This is a genomic window from Streptomyces sp. NPDC096132, assembly GCF_044763345.1.
Lineage (GTDB): Bacteria > Actinomycetota > Actinomycetes > Streptomycetales > Streptomycetaceae > Streptomyces.
Map to the genome: position 1 here is coordinate 324878 of NZ_JBIWGA010000005.1, position 21907 is coordinate 346784.

A 21907-nucleotide genomic window follows, 5' to 3' on the forward strand; every position below is an offset into this window, starting at 1 on the left:
ATTGGCGCCGCTGCCGATCTTCAGGCGCCCACCCGCGCCCGGTACCCCTCCACCCCCTCCTCCGTCTCTCCCGCCCAGCCCACGTAACCGTCCGGCCTGACCAGGAACACCCCCTCCTCCAGCTTCAGCAGGGTCCACTCCGGCCCCCGCAGCAGGTCGAAGAGACGTACGCCGTTCACCGTCATGTCCGGGACGCGGTCGCCGGCGCGCAGAGCGCCCGGGGCCGTCCTCGTCTCATCGGACAGTGACGAGTCCCGGTAGTTCAGGCCCAGTTGGCGTGTCCCCGCGCCCCGGCGGGCCTCGTCACGGTGGATCGCGGTCGACAGACCGAGGACGTTCGCGGCGATCGGGCGGCGCTCCTCCTCGTACGTGTCCAGCAGCGCCGCCGGTGCCCGGCCGCTCAGTACCGCCCCCAGCTTCCAGCCCAGGTTGTACGCGTCCTGGACGCTGGTGTTCAGGCCCTGGCCGCCGGCGGGGGAGTGGACGTGGGCGGCGTCGCCGGCGAGGAAGATCCGGCCCTCGCGGAAGCGGTCCGCCAGGGCCGCGCGGGGGCGGAAGTTCGAGGACCAGCGGACCTCGGTGACGTCCTCGGGGGCGAGATGGGTGCGGTCCGCCACCACCTTGCGGATGCCGTCCGGGGAGAGATCGATGTCCGTGCCGTCCGGGAACCGAGCCACCAGCTGGAAGTCCTCCGTCCCGGCCAGCGGGCACAGTGCCAGGAAGCCCGCACCCTCCCCGCCGGGCGGGAACACATGCCACCACGCGCGCTCCAGCCCCGTGATCCGTACGTCCGCCACCAGCAGCGGATCCGGGTCGACCGTCTCGCCCGTCATCCCGATGCCCAGTGATCGGCGCACCGCCGAGCGGCCTCCGTCGGCCGCGACCGCGTACCGGGCGCGCACCGGCTCGCCGGAGGCGAAGTGCGCCGTCACGCCGTTCGGGTCCTGCTCGAGCCGCACCACCTCGCGGCCGAAGGTCACCCCTGCGCCCAGTTCCTCCAGCCGTGCCCGCAGGATCTCCTGGTTGCGCCACTGCGGGACCATCCACGGGCCGGTGAAGCGGGAGCCCTCCTCGCCGTCCTCCGCCGGGTCGAACATCCGGTGCTCGCCGGCCTGCCGGCCGTCCTGCCAGATCATGCCCACCGGGTACGGGCCGCCGGCGGCGAGGATCTCGTCCAGGACGCCGAGGTCCTCGTAGACCTCCATCGTGCGCGGCTGCAGGCCCTTGCCGCGGGAGCCCGGGGCGAGGGTCTCGCCTCGCTCCACCACCAGCGCGTCCACCCCGCGCCGCGCCAGGTCGATGCCGAGGGCGAGGCCGGTGGGGCCCGCACCCACGATCAGTACGTCCGTCTGTCGCATCACCATCTCCTTAACACTGTTAAGTGCTGTCGACGACGACTGTGCCCTTAACGGCGTTAAACTGTCAACCGTTAACGGCGTTAAGCTGTCGATCGTGAGCACCGAACGAGCCCCCCGGACCCCCCTCGACCGGGGGCGCGTCGCCGACACCGCCCTGGCGCTGCTGAACGAGACCGGTCTGGACGGGCTGACCCTGCGGGCGATCGCCAAGGAGCTCGACGTCAAGGCGCCGGCCCTGTACTGGCACTTCAAGGACAAGCAGGCGCTGCTGGACGAGATGGCCACCGAGATGTACCGGCGGATGGTCGCCAAAGTCGCCCTCGATCCGGGCGACTCCTGGCAGGAGCGGCTGCGCAAGGCCAACCGCGGGCTGCGCGAGGCCCTCCTCGCCTACCGCGACGGCGCCCGGGTGTTCAGCGGCTCACGCTTCACCGGCACCGACCACGCCCATGAGATGGAGGAGAACCTGCGGCTGTTCACGGCCGCCGGGTTCAGCCTCGGCCAGGCCGTCCGGGCGACCTCGACCGCGTACTCGTACACCATCGGGTTCGTCATCGACGAGCAGGGCGTGCAGCCGCTGCCCGGCGAGCGGCGGGAGGGGTACGACGTCGAGGAGCGAGCCCGGCTGCTCGCCGAGTTCCCGCTGTCCGCGCGGGCCGGCGCGGAGATCTTCGCCGATTACGGTACGCATTTCGACGAGGGACTGGAGATCGTCATCGCGGGAATCGGAGCGCGCTGCGGAGTTTCCTGAAAAGGGCCCCGCAATTCACCCGGAATTCACTGACGCGGCGCCGCCAGCGCCTTCCGCAGCCTCGGCGTCAGCTGCTCCTCCACCAGCTTGTTCATCGCGTAGGCCAGCAGCAGCATCGACGCGATGGTCAGCAGGAACGTCCCGTACGACGGCACTCCCAGCCGTCGGTGCAGGGTCTCCACCACGACCCAGCCCAGGTGCTCGTGCACCAGGTAGAAGGGGTAGGTGAGCGCCCCGGCCACCGTCAGCCAGCGCCAGTTCACCCGGTCCAGCCAGCCCAGGGCGATCGCCCCCACCGCCACGAAGCCGAAGGCGACGACCGCGATGATGCCGAAGGACGTGCGGTGGGCGAAGGCGTTCGGGTCGGCGGCGTTCCACAGCGAACGCACCGCGTAGTGCTGGCCGATGAGGAAGCTCACGCCGACGATCCCCCACGCGTGGGGGTCCCGGCGGTCGCGGTGGACCAGGTACAGGCCCACCCCGCCGACGAAGAACGGCGCGTACTCCGGCATCAGCACGATGTCGAGCAGCGGCTGGTGCGCGCCCTGCGCGATCGCCGCCGCCAGGATCCAGCCCGCGCAGAACAGGATCACCCGGCGCCGGCTCGCGCCCGGCAGGACCACGCACAGCGCGAACAGGGCGTAGAAGCGGATCTCCGCCCACAGCGTCCAGTCCACGCCCAGCACCCGGCTCACCCCCAAGGGCTGCTGAAGCAGGGTCAGGTTCACCAGCACGTCACTGGGTGAGACCGCCGCGTAGGCGACCGCCGGCAGCGCGAAGACCGCCGTCACCAGCAGGACCGCCACCCAGTACGAGGGCATCAGCCGGGCCGCGCGGGAGGCGAAGAACGAGCGCAGCGAGCGGCCCCAGCCGCTCATGCAGATGACGAAACCGCTGATCACGAAGAAGACCTGGACGCCCAGGCAGCCGTAGGCGAACGGCGTGTGCAGGGTCGGGAAGACGTGGGCCGCCGAGGTGCCCCAGGCGCGGGTGATGTCGCCGCCCCGGCCGCCGTAGTGGTAGCAGGCCACCATCAGGGCCGCGATCAGCCGGAGGCCGTCGAGGGCGCGCAGCCGGCCGCCCCGCGGTGCCGCCTTCGGGGTGGCGACCGTGAGGCTCCCCTGTGTCGTGTTCACGACCGTCTGTGTCACGCCGGTGTCCCTAGGAATGCGAATGAGTGCCGTCTATGTGGACCCTATGGCGTCACCCGCAAAACTTCTGTTCGACAGCCTCAGCATTCGCTCCTCTGTTCCGAGGGGTTCACCTGGGCGTCGTTTTCCTTTCTTACGTTCTCCCAACCTCACCAGGTTTCAGTACGTCAATACGCTTTTCATACGCCCAGGAGAATCATGACGAGGGTCCGCAGCAGAGGGTCACACACCAAGCCGCAAAGGCCCTCGTCAGCGCCATCCCCGGTGACGCTCGAGGACTGCCTGCGCGCGTGCTCCGTGCACAGCGGCAAGCTCGTCGGCAGCCTCGACCCCAAGCGCCTGCAAGTCGCCGAGGCCCTGCGTCAACTCCTGGCCGTGTGGGCGACCCAGGAGACCACCGCACCGGCGCCCACCGCCACCAGCCTCCTCAGGCGCACCAAGGCGGCGGCGACCGGCAGCGGCGGCAACCTCGGCAACGAGGTCCTGGACGCCCTGCTCAACGTCGGCAACAAAGCGGTCGTCTGCGCCTACGACGACGAGCTGAACCTGACGCTCACCATCACCGACACCATCCTCCACCAGCGCCGCAACTCCCGCGCCGGCTGGCGGCTGCGCGGCCGCATCCTGGAGGCCCTGGGCCTGCCGGAGGAGGCCGCCGAGGCCTACGAGCGCTACCTCGACCTCACCAAGGAGGACGGCTTCGGCGTCCGCGCCCGCGTCGACGGCATCCACGCCGCCACCAAGGCCCGCACCGAACTCATCATCCTCCTGAAGCGCACGGTCCCCGACTCCGCCCGCTTCGGCGACGCCCCCGCCACCGACTCCTGGGCCGAGGGCCTCGCCGCACACGCCGTCGGCGACCAGAGCGGCGCCCAGGCCCGCCTCGTCGGCGCGATCCTCGCGATGGACCGTCAGGGCGCCCCCGAGCAGGAGGTCCAGGAGGCGCTCGCGCACTACCTCGACCTGGCCACCTCCCAGCACACCCGGCCCACCGCCGAACTCACCCAGGCCCTCGCCCTGTACGCCGACACCCGCCGAGGCCGTATGCGCGGCCCGGTCCCGGACCCCCTGTTCGGGGGCGTGCAGTGGCTCAGCCTCGGCGAGTTCCGCAACCGGATCGCCGGCAAGTCGATCTGCCTCATCGCCAACTCGGGCAAGGTCGGCGAGAGCTCGCTGGGCCACGACATCGATGCCTACGACCTCGTCGTGCGCTTCAACTCGTACCGCATCGACCCGGCGCACACCGGCAAGAAGACCGACATCCACGTCACCATCCACAAGCACAACTACAACTGGGACAAGCCCGTCGACACCCGGCTCGTCTTCAGCGGCAGCTCGCCCGACTGGAAGTACTCGGTCCGCAACAAGCTGATCCCGGGCGCCCAGACCTACGTCAACGACGAGTCGCTGCGCTGGCCGGTGCGCAACATCGGCGGCTGGACCACCGAGCAGTTCGCGGCCATCCCCACCTCCGGCTTCAACATGCTCTGGCTGCTCGACTTCCTCGACGTCAGCCCCACGCTCGACCTGATCGGCTTCGATTTCTACGAGAGCGGCGCCTACCGCCTCCCCGAGGCGATGAAGCTGGCCATCACCAACGTGCACGAATACGGCAGCGAGAAGGCGTGGGTCATGGAACGGGCCCAGAGCGTCTCCGGCATGAGGATTTCCCTGCGATGACGACCACCACCCCTGAGACCTCCGCGCCCGCCACGGACGCCAGCGCCCTCACGGGCAAGCGCCGCATCGCCTTCGCGAGCTTCGTCGACGAGAACTACCTCCCCGGCTTCCTCGTCCTGCTGCGCTCCCTCGCCCTGTCCAACCCGGACGTCTGCGAGGACTTCCTCGTCCTCCACGACGACCTGCGCCCCGCCTCCGTCGCCGCCATCCGCGCCCTGCACCCGCGCGTGCGGTTCCGCCGCGTCGACGCCGACCACTACGACTCCTACGTCAAGGGCGACCAGGACAACTACCTCGTCCGCAAGGCGTACTTCATCCTCGACGTCTTCCGGATCCGCGACTACGACACCGTGATCACCCTGGACACCGACATGGTGGTCCTCGGCCCGATCACCGAACTCCTCGCCCTGCGCCACGGCCTCGCCGCCGTCCCGCAGTTCTTCTACGGCGACAAGACCCGCATGCTCAACAGCGGGCTCCTCGTCATCCAGAAGGAGTACCTGACCGACGCGTTCTGCGCGAAGCTCGACGCGATCGGCCGCGCCGGCACCTACGAGCTCGACAAGCACGACCAGGGCATCCTCAACGCCCTCCTCGACGGCGACTTCGTCGACCTCGACCCCAAGTACAACTACGTCAAGCGCCGTCTCTCCGGCGACCTCCCCGTCCCGGACGAGACCGCCGTCCTGCACTTCACCGGCCGCCACAAGCCCTGGCAGGGCGGCGAGGCCGGCTACGGCCTGGCACAGGAGCGCTGGGCCGAGTTCGAGCTGACCGACGCCGAACTCCACGCCGCCTACCTGGAGGCCGGCGACACCCTCCACCACGACCTGCTCGTCCACTACGGCACCCCGCACGTCGAGCGCACCGGCGACGTCGACACCGCCCGCAAGGTCGCCCTCGCCCACATAGGCGCCGGCGACTTCCAGGCCGCCGTCGACATCCTGGAGCGCGTGCACCTGCCCGTCGACGAGGCCTGGCCGCACGAGGTGTACGGCAACGCCCTGATGAGCGTCTCCCGCTACGAGGAGGCCAAGGCCCAGCTGCACCTCGCCTCCGCCGCCCCCAACCGGGCCGCCACCGCCTTCTCCCGGCTCGCCCAGATCGCCTGGGTGCACGGCGACGACACCCAGGCCCGTGAGTACGCCACCGCCGGCCTGACCGTCGACCCGACCCACCGCGCCAGCCGCATCTGGCACCAGCGCACCCTCGGCATCCCGGCCCAGCCCGCGGGGCGCCCCGAGGACCAGCTCGCGCACGTCGCCTTCTACATGGACCGCCAGGGCAACGCCGGCGACAAGCTGCTCCCGGAGAGCGTCCGGCTCGGCTTCGACCGCGACACCACCTCCCGCCGCTGGCACTCCGTCCACGCCCACCGCCTCTTCGACGAGGCCGCACTGGAGCGGGTCAACGCCCGCCGCGGCCTGGTCATCGGCGGCGGCGGACTGTTCATCCCGGACACCATGCCCAACGGCAACAGCGCCTGGCAGTGGAACGTCTCCGACGAGATGCTGAACGGGATCGACGTTCCGATCGCCGTCTACGCCGTCGGCTTCAACGCCTTCGACGGCCAGTCCTACCGGGCCAACCGCTTCCGGGAGTCACTGCGCCTCCTCGTCGAGAAGTCCTCCTTCTTCGGCCTGCGCAACCACGGCTCCATCGAGAAGGTCCGGGCGATGCTCCCCGCCCACCTCCACGACAGGGTCCGCTTCCAGCCCTGCCCGACCACGGTCACCCGCCAGCTGGTCGACGGCTGGCAGGACCCCGCGCGCCGCGACGACACGATCCTCATCAACGCCGCCTACGACCGCGCGGGCCTGCGCTTCGGCCACGACTACGGCTACTTCCTCGCCCAGATGGCCAAGGCCGTCGAGGGGCTGCGCGAGCTGGCCGACGTGAGGTGCGTGGCGCACTCCCTCGACGACGAGAAGATCGCCTTCGACCTGCGCCGCGAGCACGGTGTCTCGCTGCCCGTCATCCCGATGTACGACTTCGAGAACGATGAGATTCGCGACCTCTACGCCCGCACCAGGCTGGTCATCGGCATGCGCGGCCACGCCGGCATGATCCCGTTCGGCTGCGGCACCCCGATCATCAGCCTCATCTCGCACCCCAAGATGGCGTACTTCCTGCGCGACATCGACCGCCCCGAGTGGGGTGTCTCGGTGCACGACCGGAACCTCGCCGCCCTCCTGGTGGAGCGCTCCCGCGACCTGCTCGCCGACCACGACCGCACGGTCGCCGACGTGCACGGCCGCCAGCAGGAACTGTGGAAGGTCACCGAGGCCAACTCCGCCGACCTGCGCACCATCCTGGGCGGCTGATCGCATGGCGACGACGACCGCCCCGGTCGACGCGCCGCCCGCCCCCCGCGCCCGCCGGTCACCCCTGTGGTGGCCGGTGGTCGCGGCCTCGGCCGCGGCGGCCGTCGTGTACACGGTCCTCACCCGGCGGCTGACGGGCGACCTCCAGTACGTGCTCGCCGCCCTGCGCCTCGGCGGCGAGGCCGGCTACTCCCCGTCCGAGGTCTTCACCCACCGCCCGTTCTTCTACCGGTGGTTCATCGCCCTGTTGGACCTGCCCACCTCCGGCAGCGTGGTCGTACGGGAGACGATCATCGAAGCCGAGGGTGCGCTCGTCGTCGCGGCGGCGGCCCTCGCCCTGTACACCGCGCTCCTGCGCCGGATCACCCCGCGCGAGGCGGCCCTCACCGCGGGCGCCACCGGACTCGTCCTCGTCCTGGCGCCGCGCACCGACTTCCTCCAGCCGGAGTGGACGGCCGTGGTGCTGACCGTCTTCGGGATCGCGGCGGCGCTCGGTGTGCGCCGCACCTGGCCGGCCGCCCTGATCGCCGCGCTGCCGCTGGGCCTCGCGGTGATGATGAAGTACTCCACCGCCTCCACCGCCGCCTTCGGCGTCCTGATCCTGTGGGCCGCCGACCGCGGCCGGGCGATCCGCGTCGCCCTGGTCGCCGTACCGGGCGCGATCGCGCTCTTCGGACTGAGCGTCCTCGCCGGCTCGCACGAGCTGCAGTGGACGCACGACATGCCGCAGATCAACCAGTCGGCGCTCAGCCGCACCGGGATCCGCCCGGGCTTCATCCTGCACCGGTCCTTCGAGTTCCTCGCCGACCGGTCGGTCCTCACCCCGATGCTGCTGCTCCTGCCCGGCGCGCTGCTGCTCCTCCTCACCCGGGTCCAGGGCCGCGCCCGCCGCCTGGAGCTGCTGACGATCGCCGTGCTCATCGGCTCCGGCTCGCTGGCCGTGGTGGTCGTACAGGGCAACTGGTTCCCGTACCACGCCGTCCAGCTGACCGTCTTCGCCGCCGCCGTATGGGGCCTGGCGGTGGGCGGTTCGCGCACCCCGCCGTGGTGCTTCGGCACCGTGTCCCTGCTGTACGGCACCCTGCCCGCGCTCTACACCCGGCTGCCGGAGGGGGCGCAGCGCCCGGCGACCCTGTGGGTGCTCGGCCTTCTCGCCCTGCTCGCCGCGCTGGCCGACACCCGGCTGAAGGGCCTGCCCGGACGGTCGGCGGCCCCGGTCGCGCTCGCCGGTGTCGTCCTGCTCGCCGGCCCGGTCTGGCCGAGTTCCCCGCACCTGGCCCAGTACGGCAAGGTGTCGTCGACCAACACCAGGTTCCACCAGAACGCGGAGATCAAGCAGAGGGACGCCGACCGGCTCAGCGCGCAGATCCCGGCCGGGGCGAAGGTGCTGTACCTGGCCTTCGGCGACACGGTCTACTACGTCGACCACCCGGCCCAGTGCCGCTACCCGATCGCCACGTTCCTCCAGCGCACCCGCTTCATCCCGGACGTGGCCGACCTGAAGTCCTTCAAGGAGAACGCGGACTGCGTCGACCACGACCCGGCGCCCTACGCGATCCTGGACCGGGCCTGGTTCCGGCTCGCGTACGTCGACGCGGGGCTGCGCGAGCGGGTCCGGGCGACGTACACCTGCCCGCCGCTGAAGCCGAAGACCCCGCTGGTGGTCTGCAGGCGCAAGTGAGCAACGGAAAGGGGCCCCCGCACCGGGGGCCCCTTTCCGCGTTCCGGCAGATTCAGCGCAGCCCGAGCTTCGCCGTCACCTTCCGCGCCATCTCCACCGAGTAGCTCTGCCCCCGGTCCTGCGGGTAGATCTGGGCCATCGTGGCCAGCGTGACCCGGCTCAGCGGGGTCTCGTGGGGCGGGATCAGCGCCCGGTACCGCGGGGTCACCACCGGCTGGGCGAAGCCGGCCTTCGAGAAGTGCCAGTTCTTCACCCAGGACAGGTCGAAGTCCGGGTTGACCCGCTTCAGGTACGGCAGGAACGACTGGAGCAGCTCACCGGGTTCGGTGGTGAACCGCCAGTCCTCGCGCTCGACGTAGTTGCCGACGTAGAGGATGTGCCGGCCGCCGTAGACCGACGGGTCGATCATCTTGGTGTGCTCGACCACCGCGAGGAACGGGAAGTCCGGCTCGTTGATGTTGAGCCAGTAGTAGGGGATCACGCTGCGGTCCATCTCCAGGACGAAGCAGGTGGCGCCCAGGTACTGGTTCTTCCACACCGTGTCCTCGGTGGGCAGCCCGGCGGCCTTGGCGAAGGCGGGCTGCGGGGTGGTGACGATGAGGTGGTCGAAGCGGTACGTCGACCCGTCCGCGCAGGTCACCACGGGCGTGTCGCCCTCCTGCCGGATCGTCTCGACGGCCTTGCCGAACTCGACCTTCCCGCCGCGCTCCTCGATCCCGTCCCGCAGGGCGGCATAGACCCGCTCGAACCCGCCGTCGACATAGCCGAGTTCGAAGGTCCGGCAGTGGATACGGGCCCACAGCCACGCCATCGACACCTGCTCGGCGCGGTCGCCGAACTTGCCCTTCAGCAGCGGCTCCCAGATGGCCGCCGTGGCCTTCTTCCCGGCCCGCTTGCGCAGCCAGGCGAGGGCGGTGAGGTCGTTGTACCGCTCGCCGTTCCGTACGGCCTTCAGTACCGCCGAGGAGCCCGCGAAGCGGACCGCGTCGACCGGTGAGAACTCCGGGAAGCGGAGCATGTCGAACGGGGTGGTGAAGTCGATCAGCTTCCCGCCCCGGTAGATGCCGGTCGTCGGCTTGTGGAAGCGCAGCGCGTCACCCAGCCCCAGCTCCTCGATGAGCACGATCATCGCCTTGTCGCTGCGGAAGATGTGGTGGTAGTAGCGCTCCAGCGGGACTCCGCCCACCTCCAACGAGGCGGCCAGCCCGCCGAGTTCGGCGGCCGCCTCCAGGATGGTCACCTGGTGGCCGGCGCGTACGGCGTCCCAGGCGGCGGTGAGGCCGGTGGCGCCGGCGCCGATGATGCCGAGGTTCACGCGAAACTCCATTTTTTGTTGAGCACGAACTGGAGCGCCAGGACCAGGGGCATCGAGCCCACCTTGACGATGTTGGCGTTGGTTCCGAGTCCGTCGGTGAAGGCGAGGAAGAGCAGGTTGGTCAGGGCGATGCCGGTCAGGCCGACGGCGTAGAAGCGCAGGAAGCGGACGACGATCCGGTCGCGGCGCTCGAAGGTGAAGCGTGCGTTGAGGGCGAAGTTGTTGGTGATGGCGAGCGTGGTGCTGATGGCGTTGGCGAACTGCTCGTTCATCCCGGCCCAGTTGTGCAGCAGCAGGAAGAGGACCAGATCGAGGGTGACGCCGCTGCCGCCGATGAGGGTGTAGCGGACCAGTTGGCGCACTGTCCTGGAGGACTCGGCAGGCGCCTGGATCCTGGCCGTGGTCTCAGTCATCGGCCCTGGAACCGCCGATCACCTCGCGCACCAGATACAGCGGACGCCCCTGCGCCTCGCTGTAGATGCGGCCTATGTAGGTGCCTATGACGCCGAGCGACAGCATCTGGACGCCGCCCAGGAACAGCACGACGACCATCAGCATCGTCCAGCCGGAGACGGTGATGTCGGGGCGGAAGAACTTCATCGCCAGCGCGTAGAGGATGCCGAGCACGGAGAGCGCCAGGACGACGAAGCCGAGCCGGGTGATCATCTTCAGGGGCACGGTGGAGAAGCTGGTCACGCCGTCGATGGCGAGCTTGGCCATCTTGCGCAGCGGGTACTTGGTCTCCCCGGCGAAGCGCTCGTCGCGGTCGAAGGCCACCTCGGTCTGCCGGTAGCCCATCGAGGCGACGATCCCGCGTACGAACCGGCTCTTCTCGCGGTACTTGCGCAACTCGTCGGCGACCCGCCGGTCGAGGAGGCGGAAGTCGCCGGTGTCCAGCGGGATGTCCACCTCGGTGGAGGAGCGCAGGACGCGGTAGTACAGGTGCGCGGTGGTCCGCTTGAACACCGTGTCCTGGCGGCTGCGGCGCCGCGCGTGCACGATCTCGGCGCCCTCGCGCCAGGCGTCCACCAGTTCCAGGCTGACCCGGGGCGGGTCCTGGAGGTCGGTGTCCATGACGATCACCGCGTCGCCGCGCGCGACGTCCAGACCGGCGGTGATGGCGATCTGGTGGCCGAAGTTGCGGGCGAAGTCGACGATCCGGACCCGGTCGTCCCGCTCGGCCAGCCCCTTGAGGATCGCGAGCGAGCCGTCGGCGGAGCCGTCGTTGACGTACACCATCTCGAAGTCGAGGTCCGGGCGGCCGGCGAGGGCGGCGGTCAGCTCGGTGTGGAAGGCGGCGATGCCGTCCTGCTCGTTGTAGACCGGCAGGACGTAGGAGACCAGCGGTCGGCGTTCCGGTGCCCGGGTGGCGACCGGTTGTTGGGAGAACGCTGTTTGCAGCATTCGGGGAAGCTATGGAGCCTTGGTTAACCCCGGCCCAACTCCGCCCGTCCTGAAGCGGGCTTCCCCGTTGCTCTTCATCTTTTCGGGTTTATTTGGTGGGGAGTTGGCGAATCACCGCTTGATCGCCTTCCGCAACGCCTTCGCCCGCCGTACGACCCGGCGGGCCGTGGAGTTGTGCGGAAGGAAAGACAGCCGGTCCGGGATACCGCCGGGCAGCCCCAGTGAGGTCAGCCGCTTGCGCTTGAAGTAACGCAGGGTGCGCCCCGCCAGATGGTCGCGCAGATATCGTTCGGCCGCCGGACGAAGACCGGAAAGGATCTGCGGCTGCATGACGAATCCGACGGCGGAGAGCAGACCGGTCAGCGTGTCGGCCGGAATGATCTCGTCCTTCTCCTCCAGGTCCGGCAGCAACGCGTCCGCGAGCACCACCGGCACCCGGTTGCTGTTCTGGAACGGGGTCAGCCGCTCCAGCAGCGGCTGGGTGCCGATCCGGGCGACCGGCAGCTCGTAGAACGCGGACGCGGTGAACAGCGCGGTGGAGAAACAGCCGACGACCAGCGCGGGCCGCGCCCTCCCGAACAGCACCTCGGCCAGCACCGGCGTGTCCAGGACGGTCAGTTCGACGCCCAGCTTCTCCGCCTCCGCCTCCAGCAGGCGGCTGTAGCGGGCCGGCGCGGTCGGATGCGGCTTGAAGACGACCGAGCGGTGACCGCGCGCCACCGCGCCCCGCATCATCCGTACATGCAGGTCCTCCTCCTCCTTCGCGGAGAGGATGCCGAGCGCGGACAGATACTGGCCGAGCAGCAGCGCGGAGTCGTCGGGCAGCGGCGGCAACCGCGGCACGGCGTCGGCGACCTGCCCGAGCACCTTCAGGAACGCGGCCGCCGGAACCGTACGGGCCGGCACCTCGAACTCGGTGAGCAGCAGCGGCACGAGCCCGGGCACCAGGTCCAGATGGAGCAGCCGCCGCACCCGCGTACCGATCAGCGGGTCGAGCTTGTTGCGGGTGGGGCCGTAGCTCATCAGGCCGTCGGCGTAGACCTCGATCGGCGCGGCGGGGAACACCTGGGCGACGGCCTGGGCGGGGTTGACCTGGATGGACTCCAGGACGATCTCCACCCGGTCCTCGCCCAAGCCCCACAGCAGCCGCAGATACCGCTCGAGGAGCGGCACGTCGTCCGGGCGCGGCGCCCAGGCGCCCGGGTGGAAGGGGCTGATCGCGTCGTTCCAGGACAGCACCGCGTCGAAGCGGTCGCGCAGCGGCTCGAAGCCCGGCATCTCGTCGACGGCCGGGGCGGTCTCCGGGGTGGTGGCGTTGTTGCACACCAGCAGCAGCCGCCGGTCCGCCGCCGGGAAGCAGCCGGCGTCCAGGGCGGCGGCGAGGGTGGCCGCGCCGTACAGCGTGGAGGCGCAGAAGATCTGCGTGGTCTGTCCGGTGGTGCGTGCCATCAGGCGGCCGCCTTCGCGCTGGTGATCTGGCGCCTGAGCCGCCGCAGCTTCGCGGAGCGGCGCAGGTCCATGGTGTCGAGAACGTCGGTGAGCAGCTCCTGCGGCATCCGCTTTATGGCCGCCGAGCTCATCGTGCGCAGCTGCTTGGCCACGGCCGGCTCGAACTTGTCGATCTCCGCGAGGTGGTGGGCGATGATCGCGCAGTAGGTGCGCACCGCCTTGGGCAGCAGCCGGTCCGCCTCCCGGTCCTGCGCGGTCTCCTCGACGACCTGGTCGAAGGCGCGGATGAAGTCCAGCTGGCGGGCGTCGCCGATCTGGGTGAGGGAGGAGGCGACCCCGCGGCGGTAGAAGACGCCGTGCAGGTTCAGCACCGCGAACGACTCCGCCTCCCGGTGCAGCTTCCAGATCCACGGCCGGTCCTCGGCGGTGCGCAGCCCGTCGGTGAAGTGCAGCAGACCGCGGTCGAGGAGACGGCGGTGGTAGGCGCCGGCCCAGGCGTAGGCGTAGTCGACGGACGTGGAGCGGTCGACGGGCAGGATCGCCTCGCGGGGGTCGAGCACCTCGTCGCGCCGTCCGAGCGGATGCCGGACGATCGTGCGGGCGCGCCCGGTGGCCTGCACATGATCCGTCCGTACGAAGTCGCAGCCCAGCGTCTCGATCGCGGTGACCAGCTCGGCAAGATGGCCGCGGGCGAGCCAGTCGTCGCCGTCCAGGAACGTCAGATACTCGCCCGTCGCCGCGTTCAGTCCGGTGTTGCGCGCGGTGGCCAGCCCCCCGTTCTCCTCATGGCGGACAAAACGCACCTGGGCGACCTCGGAAAGCTCCTCGACCGCCCGTTCGAGAATGGCCGGAGTTTCGTCCTTCGATTTGTCGTCCACCAGGACGAACTCGAAGTCGGGCCGGGCGTTGAAGCGAAGGCTTCTGACGGTGTCCGGTGCGTATTGCTGGACGTTGTAGAACGGCACGATCACGGAAAGCTTTGGCACAGCGAAATCCTAGGAGCGCCTCCGGCAGCGGAACTTTCCGCCGACTGGACAGGGGGTGAACTCGATGTGTCGGATTGGTGCACCCCACGTGCGTGACAGCCGTTTGCGAGCCAGTTCGGTGTCCGGTGGGCTGCTGTTAACTTTTCGTTGAATCGCGGTTGGGCCAACCCTGGGTTTTGCTTTCTAGCGTCTTCGACGTGCCAGCAAGTACTGCGAACCCCCCACGGATTGCCGTCCTCGCGGACTCGGACACCCGGTGGAAATGGGGTGCGCTGACCGCCTCCAGGATCGTGCCCGGATCCGTGAGCGGGGTGCAAGCCGACCCCGTCCATTCCGTCCTCGACGGGTTCCTCCTGCGGGGCCGCGCCACCCCCACCCCGCGCCAGCTCGCCGAGGTGGGCGTGCGCGCCGAATCCCTGCGTGAGGTCACGGCCGTGGAGTTCCTGCGCGCCATGACGCAGGAGTCGTACGACGTCCTCGTCCTCGCGCTGGTCGGCGGCGGCGTCCAGGCGGTCCTGCACGGCCTGAAGCGGGTCTGGGAGGACACGGCCGAGCGGCCCGTCGTCGTCACCGGCTACGTCGGTGTCGTCTACGAGAAGCTCGCCGACGGTCTCCTGCTGCGGCACGGTGCCGACCTCGTCCTCGCCAACTCCCGCCAGGACGCCGAGCGGTTCCGCGCGGTGTACGAGGGCGTGGGCGCCGACGCCTCCTCCGTCACCGAGGTGGCCCTGCCCTTCCTGGGCGGCGCCCCCTACTCCGGGGAGCACGACCCGTACACGGTCGTCTTCGCCGCCCAGCCCTCCGTGCCGGAGAGCCGCAAGGACCGTACGTACCTGCTGAACCGGCTGGTGCAGCACGCCCGGCTGCACCCCGAGCGCGAGGTGCTGCTGAAGCTGCGCTCCAAGCCCGGCGAGCACACCACCCACATCGAGGAACTGCCGTACCAGAAGCTGGCCCAGCGGCTCGACCTGCCGCCCAACTTCCGCCTGGTGTACGGCAACATGGGCGAGGTCCTCGACCGCACCGACCTCCTGGTGACGATCAGCTCCACGGCCGCCCTGGAGTCCCTCCACCGCCGGGTCCCCACCGTCGTCCTCAGCGACCTGGGGGTGCGCGAGGCCCTCGGCAACCACCACTTCGTGGGCTCCGGCTGCCTCGCCTCCTGGGACCAGCTCGACGCCGGCCACCGGCCCACCCCCGACGAGGAGTGGGTGTCCCGGCAGGGTGTCGCCGCTGGGGGTACCCCCTCTGGGGGAGGCTCGTACGACTCCTCATGGGATGTGGCCCGCGAGCGCATCGCCAAGCTGCTCGGCCGGCCCGGCGGACTGCCGCCCCTCACCCCCTACTACACGCCCGCCACCGCGCCCGGCTATCTGCCCGGGATCCTCGCCCGCCACCACCTCGGCCCCGACGGCAGCCCGCTGCCCGGCGCGCCCGCCGCAGACAAGGAACCGGGCCCGGTCCGGCAGATCGTGCGCCGGGCGGCGCGCGGCGCCTACCGGCACGGAGTGCAGCGGGTGGCGCCCGTCATCCGGCGGATGGGGGAGCTGTGACCCTTCAAGGAGAGAAGCCGATGTCCGACACACCAGCGGGGGTGCGCCGCGTCCTCGCCGTGATCCCCGCCCGCGGCGGCTCCAAGGGAGTGCCCGCGAAGAACCTGGCTCCGGTGGGCGGTGTCCCGCTGGTGGCCCGCGCGGTCCGCGAATGCCGCGCCACCCGGCTCGTCACGGACGTGGTCGTCTCCACCGACGACCAGGCCATCGCGGCCGCGGCGCGCGAGGCGGGCGCCGAGGTCGTGCTGCGCCCGGCGGCCATCGCCGGCGACACCGCCACCTCCGAGGCGGCCGTCCTGCACGCCATGGACGCCCACGAGGCCCTGCACGGCGCCCCGGTCGACGTCGTCCTGCTCGTGCAGTGCACCAGCCCGTTCCTCGTCCGCGAGGACGTCGACGGGGTCGCCGGAGCGGTCGTCGAACAGGGCGCCGACACGGCGGTGACCGTCGCGCCGTTCCACGGCTTCGTCTGGCGCCACGCCGACGAGGCCGCCGAGGGCGGGCACGGCGTCAACCACGACAAGTCCTTCCGCCCGCGCCGCCAGGACCGCCCCCAGGACTTCCTGGAGACCGGCGCCGCCTACGCGATGGACGCGGCCGGCTTCCGCAAGCACCGCCACCGCTTCTTCGGCCGCACGGAACTCGTCCGCACCGACCCCGCGCGGGTCCTGGAGATCGACGACCCGCACGACCTCGCGCGCGCCCGCGCCCTGGCCCCGGTCTTCGACGCGGACCTCCCGGGCGCCCTGCCGGCCTTCGACGACATCGACGCGGTCGTCCTCGACTTCGACGGCACCCAGACCGACGACCGGGTGCTGATCGACTCCGACGGACGGGAGTTCGTCTCCGTCCACCGCGGGGACGGCCTCGGTATCGCCGCCCTGCGCAGGAGCGGCCTGAAGCTGCTCATCCTCTCGACCGAACAGAACCCGGTCGTCGCCGCCCGCGCCCGGAAGCTCAGGCTCCCGGTCCTGCACGGCATCGACCGCAAGGACCTCGCACTCAAGCAGTGGTGCGAGGAACAGGGCATCGCGCCGGAGCGCGTGCTCTACGTCGGCAACGACGTCAACGACCTTCCCTGCTTCGCCCTCGTGGGCTGGCCGGTGGCGGTCGCGAGCGCCCACGACGTCGTACGCGGCGCCGCACGCGCGGTCACCACCGTCCCCGGTGGCGACGGCGCGATCCGGGAGATCGCCGGCTGGATCCTCGGACCTTCTCTCGACAACCTCACCACGTAAGGACATCCCCGCCATGAGCACCAACTCCCGCCTGCGCACGTTCGGTTCCCGCGAGGTCGGCCCCGGCCGCCCGGTCTACATCTGCGGCGAGATCGGCATCAACCACAACGGTGAGCTCGAGAACGCCTTCAAGCTGATCGACGCGGCCGCCGAGGCCGGCTGCGACGCCGTCAAGTTCCAGAAGCGCACCCCCGAGATCTGCACCCCGCGCGACCAGTGGGACATCGAGCGCGACACGCCCTGGGGCCGGATGACCTACATCGACTACCGCCACCGCGTGGAGTTCGGCGAGGACGAGTACCGCCAGATCGACGAGTACTGCAAGGAGAAGGGGATCGACTGGTTCGCCTCCCCGTGGGACACCGAGGCCGTCGCCTTCCTGGAGAAGTTCGACGTCCCCGCCCACAAGGTCGCCTCCGCCTCCCTCACCGACGACGAGCTGCTGCGCGCCCTGCGCGCCACCAACCGCGCGGTCATCCTGTCCACCGGCATGTCGACCCCGAAGCAGATCCGCCACGCCGTCGAGGTGCTCGGCAGCGACAACATCGTCATGTGCCACGCCACCTCGACCTACCCGGCGAAGGCCGAGGAGCTCAACCTCCGTGTGATCAACACGCTGGAGAAGGAGTACCCGAACGTCCCGATCGGCTACTCCGGCCACGAGACCGGCCTGCAGACCACGCTGGCCGCCGTCGCCCTCGGCGCCGTCTTCGTCGAGCGCCACATCACCCTCGACCGCGCGATGTGGGGCTCCGACCAGGCCGCCTCCGTCGAGCCGCAGGGCCTCACGCGCCTCGTCCGTGACATCCGCACCATCGAGGCCTCCCTCGGCGACGGCGTCAAGAAGGTCTACGACTCCGAGCTGGGCCCGATGAAGAAGCTCCGCCGCGTCAACGGCGTCGTCGCGGAGGCGGAGATCGCCGCGGCGGCGGGCGAGCCGGTCGCGGTCTGAGTCACCCACCACTACGGGACGGTCGATACGAGGATGAGCCGTTGAGCCCCCGCGCCGGGAAGAACCCCGGCACCACCCCCCACACCCTCGCGTTCGTCGAGAGCCCGGTGCAGCTCCTGAACGTGCTGGAATGGGCCCACGCCCAGCCCGCGCGGGAGGGGTCCGGGTCCGGCGCGGAGCTCACCCTCGTCGTCCTGTCCCCGAACGACCCCATGACCCGCGGCCAGTTGCGCCGCATGGCGGAACTCGCCCGCGACGAGGGCCACACCGTGCGCTGGGAGGAGGCGCGGGGCGGTACGACGGCCCCCTTCCGCACGATCGGCGGGCTGACGCCGATGCTGCGGCAGGCGCGGCGGGTGGTGATGGGGGACCCGTTCTCGCGGTACGTCCAGCTGCTGCTGACCATCACCCGGGCCGGCGACCTCGTCGTGGTGGACGACGGCACGGCGACCATGGAGTTCGTGGGCCAGCTGGCCCGGGGCGAACGCCTGGTCCGCTGGCACCGCAAGGGCGGCCGGCCCGGCCCCCGCGACCTCCTCTTCGCGCCGGTGTCGTCCTCGGCGAGGCGCCGGCTGACGCCGTCCGAGGACCGCCGGGTCGAGGTCTTCTCCTCCATGCCGATCGAGGAGAGCCCCGAGGGCGTCACGATCACGGCCAACACCTTCGCCTGGACCCGCGCCCGCTTCGGCCCGCCGCGCGTGACCAAGGGCGCGGACATGGTGGGCACCTCGCTGGTGGAGACGGGCGTGGTGGACGCGGACCGCTATCTGGAGGCGGTCGGCGCGCTCGCCCGGGCCCATGGCGCGGCCCGCTACTTCGCCCACCGCCGCGAGAGCGCGGACAAACTCCACCGGCTGGCCGTGGAGACGGGCCTGGAGGTGGTCCGCCCCGACCTCCCCCTGGAACTGATCGCCCGCCGCGGCCCCATCGGCCGTACGGTCCTCAGCTTCCCCTCCACCGTCGTCCACACCCTTCCCCTGGCCCTGTCCGGCACCGACGTCCGCGTGGCGGTCTGCGACATCGACCCCCGCTGGCTGACGGACCACGCCTCACCCCGCGCCCAGGGCTTCCTGTCAGGCGTGACCGGCACAGCCCGCGACGTACACCGCCTGGCGGCGGTGACACCCATGTAGCCGCGGGTCCGTCGTGGCTGGTCGCGCAGTTCCCCGCGCCCCTGGGGGGTTTCAGTCACGCCCGCCACCAAGTCACCCGCGTAGCTGCGGTGCAGGCGTTCGGGTGCGGCTTGTCGGGGGCTGGTCGCGCAGTTCCCCGCGCCCCTGGGGGGTTGCAGTCACGCCCGCCACCAAGTCACCCGCGTAGCCGCGGTGCAGTCACGTCTGCTGCGTAGCTGCGGACGGCCGTCGTACCTGCTTCGCTGCGGGCAGTCGTGCCGCTGGGGCGGCACGGGTGGGCGCAGCGGCACCCTGCGAGCGCGGGCAAGCGACACCCACCCCCGGCCCGCTACAGACCGGGCACGCTTGCCAGGAGGAACGCGCGTGGGTGCGTGGCGCCCTCGTCCGGTGCCAGGACGACCCGTGCCTGCACCTCGAACCCCGCCTCGCAGAGCAGCTCGGCGACCACGACCGGATCCCGCAGCCAGTACCGCAGCGACACCTCCTGCCCGAACCGCTCCGTGACATGCAGCTCCTCGCCCCGCCCGGCCTGGAAGGCAAGCAGCAGATACCCCCCGGGCACCACGACCCGGCGGAACTCGCGCAGGACGGCGGGCAGTTCCGCGTCGGGCACATGGATCACGGAGTACAGGGCCACCAGCCCCGCGAGCGACCGGTCCGGCAGGTCGAGCCCGGTCATCGACCCCACATGGAACCGCAGGTGCGGATGCGCCCGCGAGGCCAGCGCCACCATGCGCGGCGAGACGTCCACCCCGAACACCGGCAACCCGAGGGCGTCCAGCCGCCGGGTCACGAACCCGGGCCCGCTCCCGACGTCGGCGACCGGCTCACCGCCTCCACGCTCCTTGACCAGGTCGACGAACCCCGAGACCAGCGCTCTGTCCAGGTGCCGGTGCCCCAGCCCGTCGGGGAACTCCTCGGTGTAGGCCTCGGCTATGGCGTCGTACGAGGTACGGGTGGCGTGCAGGAAGTCGACGTCCAGGTCGGTCATGGGGGCGCACACTACCCGCGGCCGGGGTGGGCCCGTACGAACGTTGGCGAAGGAGCCGTGGGCCGGGGAGTGAACGTCGTCACGACGGGCACCCGGCCGTCCTCCCGATGGCCGAACCCGGGCGGAAAGCTTTCCGCGTCGTATTTCACGCAGCGTGCCGGAACCACTGCGCCACGGCTACGGCCCAGGGACGGATTCCGGAACGTGGACACGCGCGGCGTGCTTCCCGTGGGTCGTGGTATGCGTGAGGGAAGGACGAGAGTGGCGCCAGGTAAAGAATTCGGCGAGTTTACCCACCCTCAACAGCAACCATGCGTCGCGCGGCCAACTTTTCTTCCTCCAACGGGTTGAAATTTTGTTGATCGGGTCAGTTGACCGCTTCGGCGTCCTACCCTTCAGAGGGTGAAGCAACTGATGTCCCGAGAGTCCGAGGCCGATAGTCCCGAGCGCGCCGCCCTGCCCGGCACGCTGCCGGAAGCCCTGCGTGCGGAGCTCGTCGCCTTCCGGCGCGACATGCACATGCACCCCGAGCTCGGCAACCAGGAGTTCCGTACGACGGCCGCGATCAAGGCCCGTCTGGAAAAGGCGGGCCTCAGGCCGCGTGTCCTCACCATCGGAACCGGCCTCATCTGTGACATCGGGATCGAGGAGGGGGAGGAGATCACCGGCACCCCCATCTTCGCCATGCGCGCCGACATCGACGCCCTGCCCATCCCGGACACGAAGACGGAGTGCGCGTACCGCTCCACGGTCCCCGACCGCGCGCACGCCTGTGGTCACGACGTGCACACCGCGGTCGTCCTCGGCGCCGGCCTCGTCCTCGCCGAGCTGCACAAGCAGGGGCGTCTCCCGCGTCCGGTGCGGCTGATCTTCCAGCCCGCCGAGGAGATCCTCCCGGGCGGCGCCGCCGACGCCATCGAGTGCGGCGCGCTGGACGGCGTCGGGCGGATCATCGCCGTGCACTGCGACCCCCGCGTCGACGCCGGGATCATCGGGCTGCGGGCGGGCGCCATCACCTCCGCCTGCGACCGGCTCGAGATCACCCTCGACGGTCCCGGCGGCCACACCGCCCGCCCCCACCTGACCACCGACCTGGTCACCGCGGCCGCCCGGGTCGTCACCGACGTGCCCGCGCTCGTCGGGCGGCGGGTCGACACCCGGGCCGGTCTCGCGGTCACCTGGGGACGCATCGAGAGCGGACACGCCCCGAACGTGATCCCGCAGCACGCCGAGCTGTCCGGCACCGTGCGCTGCCTGGACATCGAGGCCTGGCGCCAGGCCCCGGACATCGTCGTGGCGGCGATCGACGAGGTCGCCAACCTGCACCGCGCCAAGTCCGAGATCAACTACGTGCGGGGCGTGCCGCCGGTCGTCAACGACGGTGAGGTGACCGGGCTGCTGCGCGACGCGATGGTCGCCCGGCGCGGAGAGGGCTCGGTGGAGGGCACCGAGCAGAGCCTCGGCGGGGAGGACTTCTCCTGGTACCTGGAGCGGGTGCCGGGGGCCATGGCCCGCCTCGGCGTCCGGCCTCCCGGCGAGCGCACGGTCCGTGATCTGCACCAGGGCGACTTCGACGCCGACGAGTCCGCGATCACCGTGGGCGTGGAGCTGTTCACGGCCGCCGCGCTGCTGGACGCGGTCACGCGCGACGCATGAGCCGGAAGTGACCGGTGGGGTGGATGAAGGGGTGACGGAATGGTGCCCCTTCGTCCCCTTGTGTCACCCACTCGTAACCCTCAGGGCGCGCTTGTAACCCAAGGTCGGCACGAATCGATAACGGGAGCGAGAAACCCCGTTCCCCTCCCCTTCTACGCGCGTTACTGTCGCCGAAATCGCCACCCGGTACGGCTTGTTGGGGAGCCCTCCGGAACGGCGCCACCAAGGGGAAAACGGGCCGGTCACGGCGCCGTGGGGATTCGAAGGGGTGCTTGCTGTGCGTCT

17 protein-coding genes are annotated in these 21907 nt (G+C 70.7%); 9 read left to right on the forward strand and 8 right to left on the reverse strand.

Translation table 11 applies throughout. The features are described 5' to 3' along the window. Window positions 1-20 precede the first annotated feature (20 nt). Window positions 21-1358, reverse strand: coding sequence for an FAD-dependent monooxygenase (locus tag ACIRF9_RS14645; protein ID WP_403820690.1), 1338 nt, complete (start codon window positions 1356-1358; stop codon window positions 21-23). 94 nt (window positions 1359-1452) lie between these two features. Between ACIRF9_RS14645 and ACIRF9_RS14650 the strand changes: the two genes are divergently transcribed. Continuing rightward, window positions 1453-2109 (forward strand): TetR/AcrR family transcriptional regulator C-terminal domain-containing protein, encoded by a 657-nt coding sequence (locus ACIRF9_RS14650; RefSeq protein WP_403820693.1) that lies wholly within the window; start codon window positions 1453-1455, stop codon window positions 2107-2109. Window positions 2110-2135: 26 nt separating this feature from the next. Here the strand turns inward: ACIRF9_RS14650 and ACIRF9_RS14655 are convergent, their stop codons facing one another. Then, the gene (locus ACIRF9_RS14655; RefSeq protein WP_403820696.1) at window positions 2136-3245 is read right to left on the reverse strand and encodes an acyltransferase family protein; all 1110 of its coding nucleotides are present in this window, start codon (window positions 3243-3245) and stop codon (window positions 2136-2138) included. A 279-nt stretch (window positions 3246-3524) separates the two neighbouring features. Between ACIRF9_RS14655 and ACIRF9_RS14660 the strand changes: the two genes are divergently transcribed. Genes ACIRF9_RS14660 through ACIRF9_RS14670 form a run of 3 tightly spaced genes read left to right on the forward strand, consistent with a single transcriptional unit; the run spans window position 3525 to window position 8945 of the window. Beyond that, window positions 3525-4940: a glycosyltransferase family 29 protein gene (locus ACIRF9_RS14660; protein WP_403820699.1), complete on the forward strand. Its 1416-nt coding sequence runs from the start codon at window positions 3525-3527 to the stop codon at window positions 4938-4940. Then, window positions 4937-7264, forward strand: a complete 2328-nt coding sequence (locus ACIRF9_RS14665; protein WP_403820702.1) for a glycosyltransferase — start codon at window positions 4937-4939, stop codon at window positions 7262-7264. The genes ACIRF9_RS14660 and ACIRF9_RS14665 overlap by 4 nt, the downstream gene beginning before the upstream one ends. Before the next feature lie 4 nt (window positions 7265-7268). Then, complete coding sequence (locus tag ACIRF9_RS14670; protein ID WP_403820705.1) at window positions 7269-8945, forward strand: hypothetical protein; 1677 nt, start codon at window positions 7269-7271, stop codon at window positions 8943-8945. Window positions 8946-8997: 52 nt separating this feature from the next. On the opposite strand, the gene ACIRF9_RS14675 is transcribed toward ACIRF9_RS14670, so the two are convergent. The 5 genes from ACIRF9_RS14675 to ACIRF9_RS14695 all read right to left on the reverse strand — a co-directional run bounded on the left by ACIRF9_RS14675 (window position 8998) and on the right by ACIRF9_RS14695 (window position 14099). Then, complete coding sequence (locus ACIRF9_RS14675) at window positions 8998-10260, reverse strand: NAD(P)/FAD-dependent oxidoreductase (protein WP_403820707.1); 1263 nt, start codon at window positions 10258-10260, stop codon at window positions 8998-9000. Further along, window positions 10257-10673, reverse strand: a complete 417-nt coding sequence (locus tag ACIRF9_RS14680) for a GtrA family protein (protein WP_403820710.1) — start codon at window positions 10671-10673, stop codon at window positions 10257-10259. Before ACIRF9_RS14680 ends, ACIRF9_RS14675 begins: the two co-directional genes overlap by 4 nt. Continuing rightward, window positions 10666-11664: a glycosyltransferase family 2 protein gene (locus tag ACIRF9_RS14685; protein ID WP_403820712.1), complete on the reverse strand. Its 999-nt coding sequence runs from the start codon at window positions 11662-11664 to the stop codon at window positions 10666-10668. Before ACIRF9_RS14685 ends, ACIRF9_RS14680 begins: the two co-directional genes overlap by 8 nt. Before the next feature lie 111 nt (window positions 11665-11775). After that, entirely contained in the window at window positions 11776-13113 is a 1338-nt protein-coding gene (locus ACIRF9_RS14690) for a polysialyltransferase family glycosyltransferase (protein WP_403820715.1), read from the reverse strand. Continuing rightward, on the reverse strand, window positions 13113-14099 hold the full coding sequence (locus ACIRF9_RS14695; protein WP_403820718.1) for a glycosyltransferase family 2 protein: 987 nt from the start codon (window positions 14097-14099) through the stop codon (window positions 13113-13115). Before ACIRF9_RS14695 ends, ACIRF9_RS14690 begins: the two co-directional genes overlap by 1 nt. A 197-nt stretch (window positions 14100-14296) precedes the next feature. On the opposite strand from ACIRF9_RS14695, the gene ACIRF9_RS14700 reads away from it, so the two are divergent. Genes ACIRF9_RS14700 through ACIRF9_RS14715 form a run of 4 tightly spaced genes read left to right on the forward strand, consistent with a single transcriptional unit; the run spans window position 14297 to window position 18975 of the window. Beyond that, complete coding sequence (locus ACIRF9_RS14700; protein ID WP_403820721.1) at window positions 14297-15652, forward strand: DUF6716 putative glycosyltransferase; 1356 nt, start codon at window positions 14297-14299, stop codon at window positions 15650-15652. A gap of 20 nt (window positions 15653-15672) precedes the next feature. Further along, window positions 15673-16890 carry a cytidylyltransferase domain-containing protein gene (locus tag ACIRF9_RS14705; protein WP_403820724.1) on the forward strand — a complete coding sequence of 406 codons (1218 nt, stop codon included), beginning with the start codon at window positions 15673-15675 and terminating at the stop codon, window positions 16888-16890. A gap of 13 nt (window positions 16891-16903) precedes the next feature. Then, window positions 16904-17842 (forward strand): N-acetylneuraminate synthase family protein, encoded by a 939-nt coding sequence (locus tag ACIRF9_RS14710; protein ID WP_403820727.1) that lies wholly within the window; start codon window positions 16904-16906, stop codon window positions 17840-17842. A gap of 41 nt (window positions 17843-17883) precedes the next feature. Continuing rightward, window positions 17884-18975 (forward strand): hypothetical protein, encoded by a 1092-nt coding sequence (locus ACIRF9_RS14715; RefSeq protein ID WP_403820730.1) that lies wholly within the window; start codon window positions 17884-17886, stop codon window positions 18973-18975. 328 nt (window positions 18976-19303) lie between these two features. Here ACIRF9_RS14715 and ACIRF9_RS14720 read toward each other — a convergent pair whose 3' ends face one another. Beyond that, window positions 19304-19966, reverse strand: coding sequence for a class I SAM-dependent DNA methyltransferase (locus ACIRF9_RS14720; protein WP_403820732.1), 663 nt, complete (start codon window positions 19964-19966; stop codon window positions 19304-19306). A 414-nt stretch (window positions 19967-20380) separates the two neighbouring features. On the opposite strand from ACIRF9_RS14720, the gene ACIRF9_RS14725 reads away from it, so the two are divergent. After that, a complete protein-coding gene (locus ACIRF9_RS14725) occupies window positions 20381-21622 on the forward strand; it encodes an amidohydrolase (protein ID WP_403821220.1) in 1242 nt (413 codons plus the stop codon). The last annotated feature ends 285 nt before the right edge of the window (window positions 21623-21907 follow it).